The sequence below is a fragment of the Serratia nematodiphila DZ0503SBS1 genome, from assembly GCF_000738675.1.
Classification (GTDB): domain Bacteria; phylum Pseudomonadota; class Gammaproteobacteria; order Enterobacterales; family Enterobacteriaceae; genus Serratia; species Serratia nematodiphila.
Genome location: NZ_JPUX01000001.1, coordinates 309138 through 331123, shown reverse-complemented (window position 1 = coordinate 331123; position 21986 = coordinate 309138). Strand labels below are relative to the sequence as shown.

Sequence of the window (21986 nt, the reverse complement as noted above, 5' to 3'; positions counted from 1 at the left end):
CGTCAATCCCGATCTTCAGGCGCCAGACGCCGCCGGCTGAAGGCCTTCAGGCCACGCCACAGCATCAGCCCCAGGATCACCACCAGCACCATCGCGAGCACCGCCAGCAGAACAGGGTGGGTGGAGAGGGCATACCACAGCCGCTCCCACCACGGCAGGTGGCCGACATAATAAACATCGCCGACGCGCAAGCTGTTGACCCCCGATTCGCGGATCACCGCCACCGAGCCGAACACCGCGGCACGTTTGCCGCTGTCCAGCAGGGCATTGTTCAGCAACTCATAGCCGCGCGGGCTGTCCGCCAGCAGCGCCACGATGCTGCGCTGATCGTTGAACGGCGATTGCACGCCGATGATCGCCGACATTGCGCCCTCGGAGCTGACGGTGGTCTTGCTGTCCGGCTTGGCGTCCTCGGCCAGCAATTCCGCGCTCGGCAACGGCGGTTGGCGCGTCGGCTGCTTCACCCAGCTTTGAGTGGCGTCCACCAGCAGGCTGATTTTCTTGTCGTCGCGCAGCGCCGGCGGAATGGTGCCGATCATCAGGATATCGTCGTCACGATCCTTGGCCTGCGACCAGTCGTCGCTCAGCGTAAAAGCCAGCGCCGGGTAGCCGGTTTGCGCGCCGATCACGCCTAGCGCGTTCAGCAGCGCGCTGACCTGCGCCGGCTGCGGTTTCTGGTTCACCAACACCAGCGTTTGCGACAGATCCGCCAGGCGGCTGAACGGGAAGCCGGCGTTGGCGAAGGCGCGCAAATCCGGCATCGCCATAAAGTGGCGATAGCCGGAGAAATCGATGGTGGACGCGCCGTCGATCACCGCGTGGTTTTGCGTGAAGGAGTAGGTTTCGCAGCGCCCTTCCGCGCCGCTGGCCAGCAGCGTGGTGTAGTCAAAGTCAAAGCGCAGCTGGTTGGTGGCGCCCAGCCGCAACGCCGGGATACTGACGTTCCTGTCGGAGTCGAGCAGCCCCTGCGTCAGCGGCAGGCGCAGCAGCTGCGCGCCCTGCTCGTGTTCCGGCACCAGCGAGTAAGCCTGCACGAACTGGTTGTTCAGGCTGACGCTCAGCCGCGAACCGTCCTGAATACGCGGCGCGGTATAACGGTATTTCAGGTGCATGTCGATGCCGGTGCTGCGGATCAGGAACAGATCCGGCGGCAGATTCATGGTCAGCGAAATCGGGCCGGGTTCGATGCCGCTGGTTTGCAGCTGTTCGGCATATTGCTGCAGCTCGGCGAAGGTCATCGGCCGATCGGTGCGCACCCAGTTCGGCGCGTCGTAAGGCTGGCGCGCCGCGAGCTGTTCCACCTTGTCCACCGTCACGTTCTGGCCGCGGAACAGGATGTTACCCTGCGCGATGCCCTTCACCGCGGTGATCAAATCGTTGTCGTCACGCCCCTGAATCAACAGCAGTTTGACGTACGGATTGTCGGGGTGGCTGATCATCTCCACCGTCGGGCCGTTGACCGCCGGATAATCGCGCAGGAAATCCGGGCGCTGCGAGTTGGTGGCGAACACCACCGCGTGCTGCGCCGGCAGCGCGTTATACAGCGTCGGGAAGGATTGCCCGCGCCACTGCGCCTTGCTGCCGAACCAGGAGGCCAGAATGCCCGCCGCGCGCTGCTGGGCGAGATCAGGCTGGCCGGCGAATACCATCGGCAGCGTCAGCGGCCGATTGTCGCGGCTGTCGAAGAACGGCTCAGGGAAGTGCGACAGCTCGTTTTTCACCGGCAGCGTCTGGAAACGCAGCTTCAGCGCGCTGGACTTGCTGACGTCGAGCCACAGCGAAGTGCTGGCCGGGTTTTCGCAGATGTTCTGATAATGGCCGACAAACACCAGCCGGACGCGGTTAAAATCGGTGATATAGCGCGGATCGATCGCCATCTGGATGCGATTGGGCTTGCCCAACTGCTCCTTGGCGATCGTGGTCACGCCCATCAATTCGTCGTTCAGATAGATTTTGACGTGCGACTCGACCGGGATCAGCGCCGGCGACGGCGTAAATTCCAGGTCGAGCATCGCCTGCGAGACCACCTCATCGCTGCGCACGCCGAATTCGATCTGCCCGTCCGGCCGGGTGCCGCGCAGAACAAAGGTGCCCGGCGGCGGCGCTATCTGCGCGAACGGCAGCGACACGTCGCGCACCGGCGCATTCGGATCCTGCGGCGCGGTCGCCGTATCGGCCGCCGCGGCGATCGGCGGCTGGGCCGCCACGGTCGGCGCGGTAGCGGTTTCGGCCTGCGACAGGGTGCTGATGCCTAAGGCCAGAGCAGTTAACCAGGTTATTTTTCGCGTCATCGTATCATCATCAATGTTGGAGCCTGTTCACCGGGCGAGTGAGCGGGCGGTTGAACTCGCAGCTAACCCACTGTTTCTTGTTGACCCAAGGTCGGATCCCTGCCGACGCCGCGCGGAATAAACGACACTACCCAGGCGGTCAGCGAAGTGACCCCGACCAGCAGGCCGCGCACCAGCGGCGGCGCGTAGTCCGCCATGCGCACATAGCCGCGGAAGCCCAACGCCAGCACGTCGCGCAGGCTTTCGATCGGCCGGTCTTCAGGGAACCCGTCCTGCCACAGCGCCCAGGTATCGGCGCGGGCGAAGGTGCACTGAATGAAATCGATGTGTTCACGGGTGGAGAGACTGACCAGACGCACCCCCACCTTGTTGCCGAAGGCGCGCGTCACCACACAGGGGAAGCTGTACTCCTGCTGGCCGCGCTTGAGCAACAGCGAGGCCTTGTCGCCATCTTTCAACGCGTTTTCCACTCGCATCTCAATGCCCACGCCGCCGTCGGAGTAATCGCGCAGCGTGCAGGGGTAAAGGTGGCCATCGGCACGCGCGATCGCCGCCGGCATGGCGATCTCCACGCGGTGCGCCTGGCGCACCTGCTTGGCCTCCACCGCCACCGCCACCGCGCCGCCGAGAATGGTCATGTTGTACAGCACCCACACCAGGCTGATGATCACCGTCATCACCTCGTCCGTCGGGCCATAGGCCAGCCGCCAGGCGCCGAACGCCAGCCCAGCCAGGTTAAGCACCACCAGGAACATGTAAGGCCGGGTGATCACCCAGTCGACGTGCTCCTCCTCCACCAGCCCGCCCTTGGCGGTCACGTTGAATTTGCCCTTGTGCGGATTGAACAGCGCCACCGTTGTCGGCCGCGCGATATACCAGGCCAGCACCGTTTCATAGATTTCGCTCCAGAACGAATGGCGGTATTTTCCCTGGATGCGCGAGTTGGTCAGGCTGGCGTGGATCATGTGCGGCAGCACATAAAGCGCGATCGCCAGCGCCGGCGCGAAGATGATGTAGGCATGCAGCAGTAAAAACGCCAACGGCGCGGTGAGGAAGATCAGCCGCGGAATACCCGACAGGAAGTGCAGCATGGCGTTGGCGTAGCACAGACGCTGCGCCAGTTTCAGCCCTTTGCCCAGCAGCGGGTTATCGAGCCGGAAGATCTGCACCATGCCGCGCGCCCAGCGAATGCGCTGGCCGATATGCGCCGACAGGCTCTCGGTCGCCAGCCCGGCGGCCTGCGGAATGCGGATATAGGCCGAAGTGTGCCCGCGCCGGTGCAATCGCAGCGAGGTATGGGCGTCCTCGGTGACGGTTTCCACCGCGATGCCGCCGATCTCGTCCAGCGCACTGCGGCGCAGGATGGCGCAAGAGCCGCAGAAGAAAGTGGCGTCCCACATGTCGTTGCCGTCCTGCACCAGCCCGTAGAACAAAGTGCCTTCGTTGGGCGTCTGGCGGAAGCGGCCGAGGTTGCGCTCGAACGGATCCGGCGAGAAGAAGTGGTGCGGGGTCTGCAGCATCGCCAGCTTTTTGTCTTTGAAGAACCAGCCCATGGTCAGCTGCAGGAAGGAGCGCGTCGGCACGTGGTCGCAGTCGAAAATCGCCACAAACTCGCCGGTGGCCTGCTTCAGCGCATTGTTGATGTTGCCGGCCTTGGCGTGTTCGTGGGTCGGCCTGGCGATGTATTTCACCCCCACTTCGGCGGCGAACGCCCGGAATTCGGGGCGATTGCCGTCGTCGAGGATATAGATGTTCACTTTCTCTTTCGGCCAGTCGATGCCCAACGCCGCATAGAGGGTGGGCTTCACCACCCCGAGGTCTTCGTTGTAGGTCGGCACCATCAGATCGATGGTCGGCCAGGTGGCGCTGTCTTCGGGCAACGGCACCGGCTGGCGGTTAAGCGGCCAGATGGTCTGGAAATAGCCCAGCACCAGCACCACCCAGGCGTAGGTTTCCGCCACCAGCAACAACAGGCCGCACACCAGGCTGAGCGGATCGTCCCAGTTCAGCGTGGCGGTATAACGCCACCACAGGTAACGACAGGACACGGTCAGCGACAGCACGATCAGCATCAGCGCAGGCAAACGCCCCGGCACCCGGCGCACCACCATCGCGATCCCCCACAGCAGCACGACGAACACGAACTGCGCCGACAGATCGAACGGCTGCGAAATGCACAGTATGGCGAGGATCGCCGCCAGCACGCCGACCAGAATAAACAGCGCGCGTCGCATGCCGCGGTTCATGCGGCCGAGGCGCTCTACCGAACGCTGTTCCACGCCGGCGTTTTTCAGCCGTTGCGGCAGGCTCTGCAGCCAGTCGGCATAGCGCTGCTGCAGCCGCCGCCACCCGGCGAAATAGTCGCGCGGCACCGGCGCACGACCGCTGCGAAACAGCAGCAGCCACAGGCCCTGCAGCAAATAGCGCAGCGCATCCGCCGGGCGCGGGCGTTCGGCGGACAGATGCGGGAACCAGTAAGCGCGGCCGACGCGCACGCGCTGCCAGGCCGGTGACTCGAAGCGCAGCAGCATCCACCCCAGCGCCACCAGCAGCGTGGCGAAAAAGGCGGTCAGCGCCGACGCGCCGTTGCGGCGATAGCCGCGGTAGCGCGCCAGCACCGCCTGACGCACCGGCGGTACCAGCAGCAGGCTCAGCACCCGGCTCATGGCGCAACGCCCCGTTTGAGGTTGATCAGGCACCAGTTGGCCAGCGTCAGCACTTCTTCCGCCGCCAGGCTCTCGGGGCGATACTCGCCCAACGGCTGTTTGACCGCCAGCGCTTCCGCCAACGCTTCGTCGCGGTGGATCACCACCGGCAGCAGGCCGCTCAGGGTTTGCAGCCACAGCTGATGCAGATCCTGCTGCAGCTGGCTGGCGGAGGAGTAGTGATTGACCAGGAAATGGCAGTCATTCGGCAGCGTCTGTTGATGGAGCCGCACCTGACAGTTGGCATCGGGGTTCAACAGCACGAACACGCTGTCGGCGAGCTGCAGCGCCTGCTGCGCCAGCACGCCGTCCCCGACCGGGACATCCAGCAGGATCCAGCGCTGCGGATCGCCGGCGATCAGTTGGCGCAGGTTGTCGCGCCAGCGTTCCGGCTGTTGCCGACACTGGTGCTGCACTTCTAGCCGTTCCGCCCCATTCAGGCGGCCAAAAGGCAGAAAGTCGAGGTTTTCACAATAACGCAGCGCGCCTTCCTGCCAAAGGCCGCCATCCCGCTCCGCGCGGGCCCAGCCGCGCGCCAGCTCGAACGGGGTGTTGAAATGCAAGCGCAGCAGATTATCCGGCGTGAAGTCGATCGCCAGCACCGACTCGCCCAGCTGCTGCAACGCCCAGGCGAGCGCCGCCGTGACCGAGGTCGTCCCCATTCCACCCCGCAACCCTTGCAGCGCGAGCACCGGCATAGATCAGTGGCTCCCTGTGGTCTGCGCCAGTTCGGCCAACAGTGGCCAGCGCGTCATCATTTGCATTAACCGCTCCTGCCGCGAAATATCGACATAGCGTAATTTCGGCAATGAAAAAGCCTGGCTGAGCGCCTGCAGGTCATCCTGGCTCTCCCCAGGCGCCGCTGCACGAAAATGGGTGGGTGCGTTATTCATTCTTCCGCCTTGGCGAAAATAGGCTATGTTAATTAACTATAGCAACGATACAAAAAGAGAGAGGCAATAAGATGATTCTCAACAAATATTGTTTAAGAGCGTCGGAGATTTGTTATTGCCAGCGTAAAAATGGCTATCTTTAAATATAAACGCCTTTAGTCGGCTTTCAACGAAAGTAGAACACATCCTATGGCGCACTCTTTTTCTCTAGGCATTCGGCAGATTTGGGAAGAGCTGTCGGTGATGCAGGCCCCCGGTCTTTATTGGATCAATATCGACAGGCAAAGCGACGCCGCGCTGCTGTGTCGCCAGGTCATCGCCGCTCAACCGGCCACCCACAAAGCCGCCCTGATCTGCAGCGGAGACAAACCCGAGCGCCTGCTGGCCGAGCTGGCTGCGCCCGCGTTGCAGAAGCTGCCGCTGTATCAATTACCGGAGAAAAAAGCCGCGCTGACACAGTTGAACGACGATCTGATGCGCGCCCTGCGGCCGCAAAATCGCTTACTTATCCTGCTGGCCCACGCCAGCCTGTGGCAAACCTTCACCACCGAAGAGCTGCGCGAGTGGACGCGCACCCTCGCCGCCTGGCTGCGGCGGCAGGGCTGTACGCTGTTGATCCTCAGCCACGGCGGCGGCATCAATAAGCTCAAAGGGCAGCTCAGCGCACAGCACCGCATCCTGAACGGCCTGTCCAGCCTGCAATGGCAGCAGGACAGCGCGCAATACCTGGTGAACTGGTGGAGCACCGAAAACGGCATCAACGCCAACCAGCTGCTGACCTTGTATGCGGCGGAAGGCGGCTGGCAGGGCGAGGATGAAAATAGCCAACCCTCCCCCACCGCCTTACGCAGCGACGAAAGCCTGTATCTGGCCGAGCGCAGCATCCTGGAAGGCGCGCCGCCGCTGTCCGCCAACTGGCAACTGCTGGAGAGCAACGACGAACTGGCGCAGCACGGCATGCTGAGACTCTCGGCGACGTTGATTTTCGCGTTGTATCAAAGCGACCAAATCGATCATCTGGCGCACCAGATCCACACCCTGCGCCGCAGCCGCGGCAACGGCCTGAAAATCGCGGTGCGCGAGATGAGCGCCAGCCTGCGCTACAGCGACGAACGGCTGCTGCTGGCCTGCGGCGCCAACCTGATCGTGCCGCACGTCGCGCCGCTGTCGCGTTTTCTGACCATGCTCGAGGGCATCCAGGGGCAGCGCTTCTCACGGCATGTGCCCGCCGACATCGATGCGCTGCTGGCCGGGCTGCGTCCGCTGCAGCTCAAAGGTTACATGCGGCCGGAAGCGTTCAGCCAAGCGGTGCTTTCACTGATGAGCAACACGCTGCTGCCTGAGGACGGCAAAGGCGTGATGGTGGCGTTGCGCCCGGCCACCGGTCTGCGCGCCGAACAGGCGATGACCCTGTGCCACCTGCGGCGGTTCGGCGACGTGATGACCGTGGTGCAGGGGCGGCTGGTGCTGTTCCTTTCCACCTGCCGCATCAACGATCTGGATACCGCGCTGAAGTTCATCTTCCGCCTGCCGGTGGATGAAGCCTTCAGCAACCGGGTGGTGTGGCACCAGGACGTCGATATCATTTCGGAAATCAAACGCATGGCCCAGGGGCGCTGGCAGATTTCGGCCACCGGCACCGCCGGTGCCGCGCCGCGCCCCCGCGTGGCGGCGGCCGAGGTGCCCGCGGAACGGCGGCAGCCGGTCGCCTTAACGCTGCCGCTTGGCCCGCAGGAGGAACCGCATGCTGAACCTTAACGACATCGTGCAACTGATCCTGCTGTGCGCGCTGATCTTCATTCCGCTGGGCTACGCCTTTCACCGGCGTTTTCCGCATTTGCGTCAATACTGGCAAAACCTGTTGTTATCGCCGCGCTATTTGAAATCCGCCGGTTTATGGGTGCGCACAGGCTCCTCATCTCAGATTAAACGTAAGAAGCAGCCATGAATCCAAACTCGAAGACGCAATCCGATAACGCTCTGTGGCGCTACTGGCGCGGGCTGGGCGGCTGGAACCTCTACTTTCTGGCCAAATTCGCCCTGCTGTGGTTCGGCTACCTGAATTTCCACGCGCTGCCGAACCTGGTGTTCATGGCGTTTCTGCTGATGCCGATCCCTTCGCAACGCCTGCATCGCTGGCGCCATTACCTCGCTATCCCGATCGGCATCGCGCTGTTCTACCACGACACCTGGCTGCCGGGCATCAACAGCATCCTCAGCCAGGGCTCGCAGCTGGCCGGCTTCAGCGCCCAGTATCTGTTGGAGCTGATCAACCGCTTTATCAACTGGCAGATGATCGGCGCGGCCTTCGTGCTGTTTATCGCCTACCTGTTCGTCGCACAGTGGGTGCGCGTCACGGTGTTCACCGTGGCGGCGCTGGCGTGGCTCAATATCGTCAACATCGCCGGGCCGGCGGTTTCACTGCTGCCCGCCACTTCCACGGCTGCCGCCGGCGGCGCCAATACCCCGGCCACATCAGCGCCGGCGGCGGGGGACGCTGCGCCGGCAGACAGCCTGCCGCCGACCAGCGCCAACCTGACGGCCTACCTGAACCAGTTCTACGAGCGGGAAAAAGGCCGCGCCACCGCGTTCCCGGCCACTTTGCCCGCCGACGCCCAACCGTTCGATCTGCTGGTGATCAACATCTGTTCGCTGGCCTGGGCCGATATGGAGGCGGTCAACCTGCAGAATCATCCGCTGTGGTCGAAGTTGGACATCATGTTCGACAGCTTCAACTCGGCCACCGCCTACAGCGGCCCGGCGTCCATCCGCCTGCTGCGCGCCAGCTGCGGCCAGCTTTCGCATCACGATCTGTATCAGCCGGTGAACCAGCAGTGTTACCTGTTCGACAACCTGGCGAAGCTCGGCTTCAAGGAACAGCTGATGCTCGATCACTCCGGGGTGTTCGGCAACTTCCTGAAAGAACTGCGTGAACAGGGCGGCATGCAGGCGCCGCTGATGTCGCAGGCCGGCGTCGGCAACGAGCTGACGTCGTTCGACGGTGAGCCGATTTATAACGATCTGGAATTGCTGACCCGCTGGCTGGATCAGCAGCAAAAAGGCGGTGACGGCCGCACCGCCACCTTCTTCAACGTCATCCCGCTGCACGACGGCAACCGCTTCGTCGGCTCCAACAAAAGCGCCGACTACCAGCCGCGCGCGCAGAAGCTGTTCGATCAGTTGAACACCTTCCTCGATCAGCTGGAGAAATCCGGCCGCAAAGTGGTGGTGGTGATCGTGCCGGAACACGGCGCGGCGTTGGTGGGCGACAAGATGCAGATGTCCGGCCTGCGCGATATTCCCAGCCCGAACATCACCCATACGCCGGTCGGCATCAAACTGGTGGGCATGAAGGCGCCGCATCAGGGCAGCCCGCTGCAGATCAAAACGCCGAGCAGCTATCTGGCGCTGTCTGAACTGGTGTCGCGCCTGGTGGACGGCAAGGTCTTCAGCGAATCCAGCGTCGACTGGCAGGCGCTGACCCAGGGGCTGCCGCAGACCCCGGTCATCTCCGAAAACGACAACGCCATCGTGATGCAATATCAGGGGAAACCTTACATTCGCCTGAACGGCGGCGACTGGGTGCCTTATCCGCAATAAGCGCGGCCTCATCAACCTAAAGCGCGCCGCCGGCGCGTTTTTTTTTGGGCTTTTATAATAAAAATGGTGAAGCCGATAGGCCGATATAATGTTGTTAACAACAACCCGTTGAATTCTATAATTCGGTCATTATTCTCGTACGAAGATTCTTAGAAAAATAACTCTTATCAGAATTTAATTAGGGAGATAATTAAAAGGGCGGACTGTGGTAGTTTTCTACTTATTAACCCTTTTATTGAGTAATAAAAAACGCCGGCGTGATGCCGGCGTGAATTTAAGCGATGGCGTTCGACGCTTTACGCCCCCGGATGTTCGTCCTGATCGACCGCAAAGCAGGCCACCATCTGCTCACCGTACTGTTTGAGCTGCGGCTGCAGCTGCACGCAGGTGCCGAAAGCGCGGCGGCAGCGGGCATTGAACGCACAGCCCGGCGGCGGATTCATCGGGCTGGGCAGTTCGCCGGTCAGCTTGATGCGCTCGCGGCGCATATCCGGGTTCAACCGTGGCGTCGCCGACAGCAGCGCCTGGGTGTACGGATGGCGCGGGTTGTTGAAGATCGCCTCTTTGCTGCCCTTTTCCACGCAGCGGCCGAGGTACATCACCATCACCTCGTCGGCGATATGTTCCACCACCGACAGATCGTGCGAGATGAACACATAGGACAGCCCCAGCTCCTGCTGCAGATCCATCATCAGATTCAGCACCTGCGCGCGCACCGACACGTCCAATGCCGACACCGGTTCATCGGCAATCACCACGTCCGGATTCAACATCAGCCCGCGGGCGATAGCGATACGCTGGCGCTGACCGCCGGAGAACATGTGCGGGTAGCGGTCGTAATGCTCGGTCTTCAGGCCGACCTTCGCCATCATCTCCAGCGCTTTTTCCCGCCGTTCGGCGGCGCTGAGCGACGTGTTGATCAACAGCGGCTCCTCAAGGATCTGCCCGACCTTCTTGCGCGGGTTGAGCGATCCGTAAGGATTCTGGAACACGATTTGGATCTTCTGGCGCCGCAGTTTCTCGGCCGAGACGTCCGGCTTCAGCAGATCCTGCCCCTGGTAATACAGCTCGCCGCCGGTCGGCACTTCAATCATCGTCAGCAGGCGGCCGAGCGTTGATTTGCCGCAGCCCGACTCACCGACCACCGCCAGCGTTTTACCGCGCTCCAGGATGAACGACACGCCGTCGAGCGCCTTGACCAGCCGCTCCGGCGCGAACAGGCCCTTTTTCACCGGGTAATGCTTCTTCAGGTCAATCGCCTGCAGTAAAGGTTGATTCTGGCTCATACGGTCGGCCTCCCCGCATCATCCAGCGGTGTGTGACATTTAACCTGACGGCCGGGAATGCTGCGCAGTTCCGGCTCCTCGTTACGGCAGCGTTCGTTGGCGTACGGACAACGCGGGTTGAGCAGGCAACCGGTCGGGCGATCGTATTTGCCCGGCACCACGCCCGGCAGCGAAGCCAGCCGCGCCTTGTCGGCGGCGAACTCCGGCAGCGCGCGCAGCAGCGCCTGGGTGTACGGGTGGCGCGGCGCGCGGAAAATCTCCGCCGCCTTGCCGGATTCCACCACCTGGCCGGCGTACATCACGATGATGTGATGCGCCGCTTCCGCCACCAGCGCCAGATCGTGAGTGATCAGCAGCAGCGCCATGTTTTCGCGCTGCTGCAGGTCCAGCAACAGTTCGATGATCTGCGCCTGGATAGTCACATCGAGCGCGGTCGTCGGCTCGTCGGCGATCAGCAGCTTCGGCCGACAGGCGATGGCCATGGCGATCATCACGCGCTGGCTCATGCCGCCGGAAAGCTGGTGCGGGTATACGTCCAGCCGCGAGGCCGGATCGGGAATGCCCACCTGCGTCAGCAGGTCGATAGCGCGCTGGCGGCGGGTGCGGCGGTTGCCGCCCTGATGCACCTTCAGCGCCTCCATGATCTGGTAACCGACGGTATAGCACGGGTTCAGGCTGGTCATCGGATCCTGGAAGATCATCGCCACTTCGGAGCCCACCAGCTGGCGGCGCTCTTTTTCGGAGATCTTGCGCAGATCCTGGCCGTTGAACTCCAGCTTGTCGGCCATCACCTTGCCGGGGAAATCGATCAGGCCCATGATCGCCAGCGAGCTGACGGATTTTCCGGAGCCGGATTCACCGACGATGCCGACCACCTGACCTTGCTCCACGCTGTAACTGATGCGGTCTACCGCGCGGAACGGGGTGCCTTCGTCACCGAAGTGCACCGAAAGCTTGTCTACATTCAATAACGCCATCTCTCTCGTCCTCTGTTACTGCTTGAGTTTGGGGTCGAGAGCGTCACGCAAACCGTCCCCCATCAGGTTAAATGCCAGCACCGTCAGCAGGATCGCCAGGCCGGGGAAGGTCACCACCCACCAGGCGCTTTGCGCGAACTGCAGCACGTCGGAGAGCATGGTGCCCCACTCCGGCGTTGGCGGTTGCGCGCCCATGCCCAGAAAGCCGAGAGCGGCCATGTCCAGAATGGCGTTCGAGAAACCGAGAGAAGCCTGCACGATCAAAGGCGCCAGGCAGTTAGGCAGAATATTGACGAACATCTGGCGCAGCGCGCCGGCGCCCGCCACCCGCGAAGCGGTGACGTAGTCGCGGTTGACCTCCACCAGCACCGCCGCGCGCGTCAGACGCACATAGTGCGGCAGGGCGACGAAGGTCAGCGCCAGCGAGGCGTTGACGATCGACGGCCCGAATACCGCCACCAGCACCAGCGCCAGCAACAGGCTCGGCAGAGCCAGCATGATGTCGACGATGCGCATGATAATCGCGTCCACCACGCCGCCGAAGTAACCGGCCAGCAGGCCGAATATCACGCCCATGATCAGCGACAGCACCACCACCAGACAGCCGACCAACAGCGACAGCCGTGCACCGTACATCAGGCGCGACAGCACGTCGCGGCCCACGTCGTCGGTGCCGAGGATATATTGCCAGCTGCCGCCTTCTTGCCACACCGGCGGCTTGAGCAGCGCGTCGCGGAACTGGTCCGCCGGCGCATGCGGCGCCAGCACGCCGGCGCCGAGCGCGATCACCAGCATCAGAACGATATACACCAGGCCGACCACGGCCCCTTTATTGCGCTTGAAATAGTGCCAAAACTCCTGAAACGGGGTCATCGGCTTCGGCGCACCTTTAACTGCAGACTCAGTGATTTGAGACATGAGAGCGCCCCTTATTTCTTGTGGCGAATACGCGGGTTGACCACGCCGTAGAGCACGTCTACCAGCAGGTTAACCAGAATGATCATACAGGCGACCAGCAATACCCCGCCCTGCACCACCGGGTAATCACGGCGCTGCAGCGCGTCGATCAGCCAGCGGCCCAGCCCCGGCCAGGAGAAGATGGTTTCCGTCAGAATAGCGCCGGCCAGCATGGTGCCGACCTGCAGCCCGATCACCGTCACCACCGGCAGCAGCGCGTTGCGCAGCGCGTGGACGACGATAACTCGCATGCGGCTCACGCCCTTGGCGCGCGCGGTGCGGATATAGTCTTCGCCCAACACTTCCAGCATCGAGGAACGGGTCATGCGCACGATCACCGCCAGCGGGATGGTGCCCAGTACGATGGCCGGCAGGATCATGTGCATCACCGCGTCGACGAAGTCGCCAGGCTCGCCCCAGATCAGGGTGTCTATCAGCATGAAGCCGGTCAGCGGCTGGCTGTCGTCGAGGAATACCGTGTCGCTGATGCGCCCCGACACCGGCGTCAGGTTAAGCTGCACCGACACCAGCATGATCAGCATCATGCCCCACCAGAAAATCGGCATCGAATAGCCGGTCAGCGAGATGCCCACCGCGGTGTGATCGAAGACCGAACCGCGTTTGACCGCCGCCAGCACCCCGACCGGGATGCCCACCAGCACCGCGAACAGCATCGCGCAGAAACCCAGCTCCAGCGTGGCCTGGAAGCGCGGAACGAACTCGCTCCAGACGGAGATGCGGCTTTTGAGTGAGGTGCCCAGATCGCCGTGCAGCACGTTGGACACGTAGGAGAAATATTGTTGATAGAGCGGCTTGTCCAGCCCCATTTCCGCCATCAGCTGCGCGTGGCGCTCGGCGGAGATACCGCGTTCCCCGGCCATGATGGTCACCGGGTCGCCGGGGATCATATGGACGAATGCAAAAGTCAGCAACGTAATGCCGATAAACGTTGGGATAACTAACCCCAAACGTCGGAGTATGAACTGCAACATATCCCGAACTCTCTGTATCAATGCCCGGCAGCTCATCGTCCGCCAGGCTTATTAACGCTCACATGCCTTTGAACGATTCGACGGCCATACGCCGGAGACTGGTCAGCAGAGGCGCAAACCTGTTGCGCCCCTGCAAGTCCATTCGTGCGTCTCCGGTAAAGCGGTCGAAATCAGTCTACAGAGACATTCTCGAAGTGATGCTTACCGAGCGGATCCACGACGTAGCCTTTCACTTCCTTACGCACAGGCTCATACACGGTGGAGTGTGCGACAATCAGCGCCGGAGCCTGATCGTGCATCACCACCTGCGCCTGTTTGTACAGTTCGATACGCTTGTCGTGGTTGGATTCGGCGCGCGCCGGTTGAATCAGATCTTCAAACGGCTTGTAGCACCAGCGGGAGTAGTTGGAGCCGTCTTTCGCCGCCGCGCAGCTGAACAGCGTGGCGAAGAAGTTGTCCGGATCCCCGTTGTCGCCGGTCCAGCCCATCATCACCGTCTGGTGCTCGCCCGCTTTGGCGCGCTTGAGGTATTCACCCCACTCATAGGTCACGATTTTGGCTTTCACGCCGATCTTGGCCCAGTCGGCCTGGATCATTTCCGCCATGCGGCGCGCGTTCGGGTTGTAAGGACGCTGTACCGGCATCGCCCACAGATCGATGCTGAAACCGTCGGCCATGCCCGCTTCTTTCAGCAGCTCTTTCGCCTTGGCCGGATCGTAAGCGTAATCCTGCACCGCGTCGTTATAGCCCCACATGGTCGGCGGGATCAGGTTCTTGGCCGCCTGGCCCGCGCCCTGATAGACCGCGTCGATGATCGCCTGCTTGTTGACCGCCATGGTCAACGCCTGACGCACCTTCAGGTTATCCAGCGGCTTTTTCTCGACGTTGAACGACAGATAGCCCACGTTCAAGCCCGGCTGTTCCATCAGGTTGATGGATTTGTCTTGTTTCATGCGGGCGATATCGGCCGGGTTCGGATACGGCATCACCTGGCATTCGTTTTTCTGCAGTTTGGCGTAGCGCACGGAGGCGTCAGGCGTGATGGAAAACACCAGGCGATCGATCTTCGGCTTGGTGCCCCAGAAACCGTCGAACGCCTTGTACAGGATCTTGGAGTCTTTCTGGTATTGCAGCAGCTGGAATGGGCCGGTGCCGATCGGGTTCAGATCGACTTTCTCCGGCGTGCCGGCTTTCATCATCACGTCAGCGTATTCGGCGGACAGAATGGATGCGAAGTCCATGCCCAGGTCAGCCAGGAACGGCGCCTCCGGGCGGTTCAGCACGAAGCGCACGGTGTTGTCGTCCACTTTTTCGATCTTGGCGATCAGCTTCGGCATGTCCATGCCTTCAAAGTATTCGTAACTGCCGCCGGACACTTTGTGATAGGCGTTGTTCGCATCCAACTGGCGTTCAAAGGAGAACACCACGTCGTCGGCGTTGAAATCGCGCGTCGGTTTGAAGTCCTTGCTGCTCTGCCACTTCACGCCTTTGCGCAGGTGGAAGGTGTAGGTTTTGCCGTCTTCGCTGACGTCCCACTTCTCAGCCAGCCCCGGCTGCAGCTCGGTGGTGCCGGTCTTGAATTCGACCAGCCGGTTGTAGATTGGTACCGAGCTGGCGTCATAGGTGGTGCCGGAGGTAAACAGCTGCGGGTTGAACCCTTCCGGGGAACCTTCAGAACAGTAAACCAACGTCTTGGCCTGTACGCTGGCCGCCACGGTCAGCGCGATCAGCCCAATACCGAATTTCAGAATCCCCGATTTACCCAAGGAACGTGTCATCGTTAGTGCTCCATTGTGTGATGTGATGTGTGTAATTGCCGCCAGACCTGTATTTTTTATTGCGTGGCCTGTGCGATCGGCGCCCGAAGGCAGAAGGCGTACGAGGAGAGAATGCCGGATGGAACGCATCGCGGCGGGGACGTCTGAGCGCGTGGAATTCACTCAAACAACTCTCGCTCTTACCCCTGAGGCTATCAAGTTGCCAACTGTTTGGGGTGTCGTCAATATAACCAGTGGGGATTTACGCAGACTGTGAGAAACAGCAAACAAACATAAAAAAAACCTTTTGTTAACAGTTCCAGCATGAAAATTTATGCTAAGCGGCCATTTTTAGCGCATTGGTCTGACCCTCACAAACTTACTGGTTTTTAACTCCGTTAAAAAACGCCAAAACTTTGTTGCTGAATGATGAATATCTGAACGGTTATTTTTGTGATCGCCGTTAAAGACAGGAGGAAATGCTGAAGGATTACCCAAAAGGGTGAGTCCGATGAGCGCGTTTTGCACCGGGCAGGCCCACAATCTGTGCGGCGTAAAAAAACTTTCGGCGGCGAAAAAGCCGGGGGCGAAAGGATATCCCCCGGCAACGCACTGCAACCGATTATTGAACGCCGGCGCTGTTGCCCAGGCTGGCGTTCATGCTGTTGAGAATATCGCCGTTGTCCGCGTCGATCTCCCAAGAGAACAGGCCGCCCAGCTGCTTATCCAGCACGTACTTGCCTTTGGCCTGCACCGAGCGGGCATCGTCGAAGGTGATCAGATCGCCGGTGGAAGGCTTGAACACGTATGGCGCTTCTGCCGTGGCGTCGTAGGTGTACTGCCACTCGCCGCTCATGAACTGGCCGGCGATTTGGCGGTAGTCCACGATGCCGTTCTCCCAGGTGCCTTTAACCGGCCCGGTGGCGGTACCGGTGAACGGAATGTTGTTCTGGTAGCCGTTCACCCCGGTCCAGCCGCGGCCATACATGGCGGTGCCGACGACGATTTTGCCCGGCTTGACGCCCTGCGCCAGCAGCGCATTGACGCCGTTCACCGTGGTGTAAGCGGTGTCCGGCTTCCAGGCCGGCGCATTCAGCGCGGTCTGATGCCCCAGGTTCTTCAGATCGAAGGCGCCATAGAAGTCGTAGCTCATCAGGAAAATGTGATCCATCGAGTTCTGCGCAACGTTGTAAGCCACCTTGTCGATCTTGTCCTTGCCGGCGCTGATGGCGGAGGTCAGTTCATATTTGCGGCCGGTTTCCGCCGACAGCTGATCCAGCATCGCCCGCAGCTCCTTCATCAGCAGCACATAGGTTTCCCCGTCCTGCGGGCTGCCCAGGTTCGGGTTGGCGCCTTTGCCGCCCGGGAACTCCCAGTCGATATCCACGCCATCGAAGAACTTCCAGGTCTGCAGGAACTCTTTCACCGAACCGACGAAGCGATCGCGCTTCACCTTATCGCCCATGAAGAAGAACGGGTCGGACAGCGTCCAGCCGCCGATCGACGGCAGAATTTTCAGGTCAGGATGCGCCTGTTTCAGCGCCATCAGCTGGCCGAAGTTGCCCTTGTAGGGGTCATCCCAGGCGGTAACGCCCTTCTGCGCTTTTTGCAGCGCGGCGAACGGATCGTGGATCGAGACTTTGAAGTCCTCGCGGCCCTGGCAGGAGCGCTGCAGCGCCTGGAAGCTGCCTTCGATCTCTTTCAGGCTGTCGTTGATGCCGTTGCCGCCGCAGATCGGGATAAAGCCGTACAGCAGGTGGGTCAGGTTCTGCGCCGGGATCTTGTCGACGGTGAAATTGCGCCCGTAAACGCCCCACTCGACGAAATAAGAACCCACCACTTTGCCGGAGTTCTGTTTATACGGTTTATTCTTTTCCAGCAGCGGCTCTTTCAACGGCGCCAAATGGCTGCCGTCGGTGTCGGCCACCACAATTTCGGTGGCGTCGCTGGCGCTGCAGCCGTCGGCATTGCACAATGCCACCTGCATTTGATAACGGCCGCCTTTATTCACTTTAAAATTCGCCGTACCGGAAGATCCGGTTGAAGGGCCGCTCCACGCCTCTTTGCCATTTAATAAAATTTTTGCCGTCGTGCCGGTATCGCCATTCCATAAATTCCAGGAGACAGAAACGTCGGCGGCATTTTTTACCTTCACCAGATTATTATAAGCGGTGGCCGCCTGATCGACTTCGACGATAGCGAACTTGGTGTTGCCCCAGGCGATGGTCGGTTTGCCCGGTGCGGCGGCCTGCGCCGCGGAACACAGCGTGCTGCCGATCAACAGCGCCAACAGCGGTTTATTAAATTTGCGCATAACTGATTCCTTTATTCCGAGAGGATAAACATAAAAGAGTTAATCGTCGCTACGCATTGCCGAAGCGAAAAAATTCCGCAATAATCCACGAAGATTAACGTTAATAAATAATCACGGTATTTCCCACGCGGCGGGAATAAGAGCTCCCGCGTTGTCCATTCAGACTATAGGTAAAAAAAACGTGAAAACAAGAGCGCTATCAACCGGGTTTTATTTGGCAAGCATGAATTTATTTAAATATAAAAATAAGAACCTAATGGGAATAAGGAGTGTGAATTAATTAAGCGTAAAGGATAAATATATTTCACGAGGACGGTGGATTGACGCACGCCATAAAGCGAAGCCGACCGTATCGGAGGAGGTGCTCATCCTCATAAACTGCAGGCGAAAAAAAACCTGCTTTAAAAAGCAGGTTTTTCGAATGGTGGTCGGCGAGAGAGGATTCGAACCTCCGACCCACTGGTCCCAAACCAGTTGCGCTACCAAGCTGCGCTACTCGCCGATGCGGGGCGCATCTTACTGCTGGCGGTTATAGGCGTCAATCACTTTTTTTCCCCTGCATTTCAAGTGGTGATAAAAGCGCCATAATACGCTGCGCCGGGGGTTGCGCAGCGTATTTTACTCAGGCGTTGGCCGGTTTCAGCGCCGGCGTCTGCGCGCGCAGGAATGGCAGCAGGAACAGCGCCGACAGGCAGGCGGCGATGGAAATCACCACGAAGAAGCCGTTCCAGTGCCAGATCTCCATCACCCGCGCGATCGGGTAGCCGGACAGCGCCGCGCCCAGGTAGGCGAACAGGCCGACGAAACCGGTCGCGGCGCCCGCCGCATCCTTGTGCGAGCACTCCGCCGCCGCCATGCCGATCAGCATCTGCGGACCGAAGATAAAGAAGCCGATGGCGAAGAAACAGCAGGCCTGCAGCAGGTAGGTGACGCCCGGCATCAACCACAGCGCCGCCACCGACAGGAAGATGCCGATGGCGAAGATCAGGTTCATCGGGCCGCGGTTGCCGCGGAACAGCTTGTCGGAACCCCAACCGGCCACCAGTGAACCGATGAAGCCGCCCACTTCAAACAGCGAGATGGCCGAGTTGGCGGTCATCAGCGAATAGCCCTTTTCCTGCGTCAGGTAGAGGTTGCCCCAGTCGTTGATCGCGGTACGCACGATATACACCAGCACGTAAGAGACCGCCAGCAGCCAGATGTACTTGTTGGTCAGCACGTAGCGCTTGATGATCTCGCGGTTGCTCAGCCCCTGGCCTTCCGATTCCTGCACCAGTTCCATGGCGTCGTTGCGCCATTTGCCGACGCTCGGCAGCCCCAGGGTGGATGGCTTGTCACGCAGGCGCCAGCACATCAGCAGGCCGAGCACCACGCCGATGATGCCGGGAATGATCATGCCGTAACGCCAGCTGAAGTGCAGCGAGATAAAGCCGACCAACAGCGGGATCAGCGCGCCGCCGACGTTGTGCGAGGTGTTCCAGATCGCCCACCAGCTGCCGCGCTCGGAGCGCGAATACCAGCTGGTGAGGATTTTGGAGCACGGCGGCCAACCCCAGCCCTGGAAGAAGGCGTTGAGGATCCACAGCGTGCCCAGCATCAGCAACGATGAGCTGAGACCGAAGAAGATATTCAGCACCCCGGTCATGATCAGGCCCAGCCCCATAAAGTAACGCGGGTTGGAGCGATCGCTGATCATGCCGGAAATGAATTTCGAGCAGCCGTAGGTGATGTAGAACAGCGTGCCGAGGATGCCGACGTCGGACATCGTCAGGCCCAGATCGCTCAGCATCGCCGGCATGATGAAGTTGAAGCTTTTGCGCGTGAAGTAAAACGCGGCATAACCGATGTACATGGTGCACATCAGCTGAATGCGCCAGTATTTGTAGCTGGCGTCGATCTGCCGTTGATCGGTGACCTGCGGCGCATCCGGGCGGCTTTTAAGGAAAGACCACATGTGGAACCTCAGAGGATTGAATTAAAGTGCCGCTATGATGCTCCTCGCGCGCGCAGGGGGCTTACGCCGGATTCTCGAGGCGGTTAGGAGTTTTTCCTAGTTTTGCGTTTGCGCCGGTGAAACTGTGGGCAAGATCACACTCAAACAGGCGCCCCGCTCAGCGGTGAACCGCAGGCTGCCGCCGAGGGCGCTGATGCGCTCCTGCATGCCGCGCAGGCCGTACCCCGGCTGATGGTTTTCCGCATCGAAGCCCACGCCGTTGTCGCGGATGGTCAGGGCGATCTGCGGCGCGGCGCCTTTGCGCGGCTGCAGGCGCGCATCCAGCTCCAGGCGGCTGGCGCCGGCGTGGCGGCACACATTGGTCACCCCTTCCTGACACACCCGATACAGCGTGATTTTCAGCGTTTCATCCAGCAGCTCGTCGGGCACCTGCCACTGCATGCTGCTCACCAGCGACGCGTCCTGCGGCAGCGACTCCCGCAGCATCGCCGCCACCGCCGCCGACAGCGGCAGGTTGTTCAGCGCCGCCGGCCACAGCTGGGTCAGCACATCGTGCACCCCGTCGTAGACCCGCAGCGCCAGCGCATCGATGGTGTCGGCGCAGCCGATCACCGCCGGTTCCGGCGCCAGACGTTTGACGATGCTGGCCTGAGTGCGGATCACGGTGATGGTCTGCCCCACTTCATCGTGCAGCTCGCGCGCCACCTCGCGCCGGGTTTGCTCCTCCGCCGTCACCAGCGCCCGCGCCAGCTGCCGATTCTCCGCCAGCCGCAGCCGCAGTTGCTGATTCAGTTCGCGCTGGCGCTGAATGCCGGCGCCCAGCAGCAGCCCGGTCAGGCTTTGGGCCAGCAGCGACAGCAGCAGATCGCGGTGCGACTCCGGCTGCGGCGGCTCGTTGACCATCAGCGCCACGCCGTTGAGCAGCGTCGCCAACAGCGCGCCCTGCCAGCCATAGCGATAAGACATGAACACGATGGGGATCGCCAGGCAGAACGGTGCGAAACGGCGCAGCTCGGCGGCGTTAACCTGCTGCTGCAGCCAGATGCTGAACGCAAACAGCAACAGATAGCTGGCCAGGTGGCCCAGACGCAGCTCCACCGGCTTGTGGATCAGCCCCGGCTCCAGCGGCACCCAGATTTGGCGCGCCAGATAGTGCCACAACAGCAGGCAGGTTGGCGCGATGGTGAAACCGCCGGTCAGGCCGAGCAGCAGCGCGCGGGCGCCTTCGCCGCTCACCAGCTGCCAGACCAACGCCTGCAGCAAGGCGGCGATGGCGACCACCGCGCCCTGCAACAGCGGCCAGCGCCATTCGCTGTCGCTCTGCTGATGGCGCAACAGCCACGGCGAGGCCAGCAGGCTGAGCAGCACCGTCAACACCAGCACCGCCACCGACGCCCACAGCGCCGGGCCGTAGCCGAACTGATCCGCCAGCAACGCCATCAGCAGCAGGTCAGCCAGCAGGATCCCCGGCCAGAAACGGTACGGGCTCTGCAGCAAAATGCCCATGCGCAGGCCGAACGGAAACAGCAGCAGCGCCTGCCAGGGGGGGTCGATCAACGCGGTGCCGATGCCCCACAGGCAAAACGCGCTGGCGGCGTAGATGAAAAACAGCGCCAGCTGGGTGATCAAGCGCTGCGTCACAGGTTCAGCATCCGTCTGGCCAGTTCGACGTTGTTGTTGATGCCCAGCTTGGCGAACAGGTTGGCGCGGTGCACATGCACCGTTTTCGGCGACAGCCCCAAGGCGGCGGCGATCTCACGCACCTCCTGGCCCTGCGCCAGCAATAGCGCGATCTCGCGCTCGCGGCGGGTCAACGGATCGACCCTCACCCGCGCCAGCTGCTGCGCGATTTCCGGCATCAGGTAGACGCCGCCGCCGGCGACGGTGCGCACCGCGGTGATCAGATCTTCCGGCTTGCAGCGCTTGGAGAGAAAGCCGCTGGCGCCGCGTTCCAGCGCCATTTCCACCAGCGCCGGGTTATCGTGCATCGACAGCATCACCACGCGAATGCCGGAGGGAATGTCCGCCAGCAGATCCAGCCCGCTGCCGTCCGGCATCGAAATGTCGCAAATGCAGATTTCCGCCTCCAGCCCCGGCAGGCCGGCGCGCGCCTGCGCCGCGCTGCTGAACTCGCCCACCACCTGGATATCGGCCTCCAGCGACAGCAGTTGCACAAAGCCCGAACGCACAATGTCATGATCGTCGATAAACGCCACGCGCAGGGTCATGGAAATCTCCGGTTAGCAGGGGAAGTGCGCAA

At 61.4% G+C, this 21986-nt stretch carries 16 protein-coding genes and 1 tRNA gene; 3 read left to right on the top strand and 14 right to left on the bottom strand.

Going from position 1 to position 21986, the window contains the following annotated elements; all coding sequences use genetic code 11:
* Nucleotides 1-2: 2 nt before the first annotated feature.
* From bcsB to bcsR, 4 genes are all read right to left on the bottom strand, one after another.
* Nucleotides 3-2291 carry a cellulose biosynthesis cyclic di-GMP-binding regulatory protein BcsB gene (gene bcsB, locus JL05_RS01485; RefSeq protein ID WP_033631466.1) on the bottom strand — a complete coding sequence of 763 codons (2289 nt, stop codon included), beginning with the start codon at nt 2289-2291 and terminating at the stop codon, nt 3-5.
* Between the two features lie 62 nt (nt 2292-2353).
* Nucleotides 2354-4957: a UDP-forming cellulose synthase catalytic subunit gene (bcsA, locus tag JL05_RS01480; RefSeq protein ID WP_033631465.1), complete on the bottom strand. Its 2604-nt coding sequence runs from the start codon at nt 4955-4957 to the stop codon at nt 2354-2356.
* The gene (bcsQ, locus tag JL05_RS01475; RefSeq protein WP_033631464.1) at nt 4954-5694 is read right to left on the bottom strand and encodes a cellulose biosynthesis protein BcsQ; all 741 of its coding nucleotides are present in this window, start codon (nt 5692-5694) and stop codon (nt 4954-4956) included. The genes bcsA and bcsQ overlap by 4 nt, the downstream gene beginning before the upstream one ends.
* A 3-nt stretch (nt 5695-5697) precedes the next feature.
* Nucleotides 5698-5889, bottom strand: coding sequence for a cellulose biosynthesis protein BcsR (gene bcsR / locus JL05_RS01470; RefSeq protein ID WP_033631463.1), 192 nt, complete (start codon nt 5887-5889; stop codon nt 5698-5700).
* Between the two features lie 189 nt (nt 5890-6078).
* Between bcsR and bcsE the strand changes: the two genes are divergently transcribed.
* From bcsE to bcsG, 3 genes are read left to right on the top strand one after another with little or no spacing between them, the layout of a single operon-like run.
* Nucleotides 6079-7647: a cellulose biosynthesis protein BcsE gene (bcsE, locus tag JL05_RS01465; protein ID WP_033631462.1), complete on the top strand. Its 1569-nt coding sequence runs from the start codon at nt 6079-6081 to the stop codon at nt 7645-7647.
* Complete coding sequence (bcsF, locus tag JL05_RS01460; protein WP_004934139.1) at nt 7634-7837, top strand: cellulose biosynthesis protein BcsF; 204 nt, start codon at nt 7634-7636, stop codon at nt 7835-7837. The genes bcsE and bcsF overlap by 14 nt, the downstream gene beginning before the upstream one ends.
* Entirely contained in the window at nt 7834-9489 is a 1656-nt protein-coding gene (bcsG, locus tag JL05_RS01455; RefSeq protein WP_033631461.1) for a cellulose biosynthesis protein BcsG, read from the top strand. The genes bcsF and bcsG overlap by 4 nt, the downstream gene beginning before the upstream one ends.
* Nucleotides 9490-9785: 296 nt before the next feature.
* On the opposite strand, the gene dppF is transcribed toward bcsG, so the two are convergent.
* The 10 genes from dppF to uhpA all read right to left on the bottom strand — a co-directional run bounded on the left by dppF (nt 9786) and on the right by uhpA (nt 21954).
* Nucleotides 9786-10775, bottom strand: a complete 990-nt coding sequence (dppF, locus tag JL05_RS01450) for a dipeptide ABC transporter ATP-binding subunit DppF (protein WP_033631460.1) — start codon at nt 10773-10775, stop codon at nt 9786-9788.
* Nucleotides 10772-11752, bottom strand: coding sequence for a dipeptide ABC transporter ATP-binding protein (dppD, locus tag JL05_RS01445; RefSeq protein WP_004934132.1), 981 nt, complete (start codon nt 11750-11752; stop codon nt 10772-10774). Before dppD ends, dppF begins: the two co-directional genes overlap by 4 nt.
* A gap of 15 nt (nt 11753-11767) precedes the next feature.
* Nucleotides 11768-12670, bottom strand: a complete 903-nt coding sequence (dppC, locus tag JL05_RS01440; RefSeq protein ID WP_004934130.1) for a dipeptide ABC transporter permease DppC — start codon at nt 12668-12670, stop codon at nt 11768-11770.
* A gap of 11 nt (nt 12671-12681) precedes the next feature.
* Nucleotides 12682-13701, bottom strand: coding sequence for a dipeptide ABC transporter permease DppB (gene dppB, locus JL05_RS01435; protein WP_004934128.1), 1020 nt, complete (start codon nt 13699-13701; stop codon nt 12682-12684).
* 170 nt (nt 13702-13871) lie between these two features.
* Complete coding sequence (gene dppA, locus JL05_RS01430) at nt 13872-15479, bottom strand: dipeptide ABC transporter periplasmic-binding protein DppA (RefSeq protein WP_004934126.1); 1608 nt, start codon at nt 15477-15479, stop codon at nt 13872-13874.
* 601 nt (nt 15480-16080) lie between these two features.
* Nucleotides 16081-17772, bottom strand: a complete 1692-nt coding sequence (gene chiA / locus JL05_RS01425) for a chitinase ChiA (RefSeq protein ID WP_033631459.1) — start codon at nt 17770-17772, stop codon at nt 16081-16083.
* 425 nt (nt 17773-18197) lie between these two features.
* Nucleotides 18198-18274 (bottom strand) — tRNA-Pro (locus tag JL05_RS01420).
* 120 nt (nt 18275-18394) lie between these two features.
* On the bottom strand, nt 18395-19726 hold the full coding sequence (locus JL05_RS01415; RefSeq protein ID WP_004934121.1) for an MFS transporter: 1332 nt from the start codon (nt 19724-19726) through the stop codon (nt 18395-18397).
* Between the two features lie 96 nt (nt 19727-19822).
* Nucleotides 19823-21367, bottom strand: coding sequence for a signal transduction histidine-protein kinase/phosphatase UhpB (uhpB, locus tag JL05_RS01410; protein WP_004934119.1), 1545 nt, complete (start codon nt 21365-21367; stop codon nt 19823-19825).
* Nucleotides 21364-21954 (bottom strand): response regulator transcription factor UhpA, encoded by a 591-nt coding sequence (gene uhpA, locus JL05_RS01405; protein ID WP_004934117.1) that lies wholly within the window; start codon nt 21952-21954, stop codon nt 21364-21366. The genes uhpB and uhpA overlap by 4 nt, the downstream gene beginning before the upstream one ends.
* Nucleotides 21955-21986: the final 32 nt, after the last annotated feature.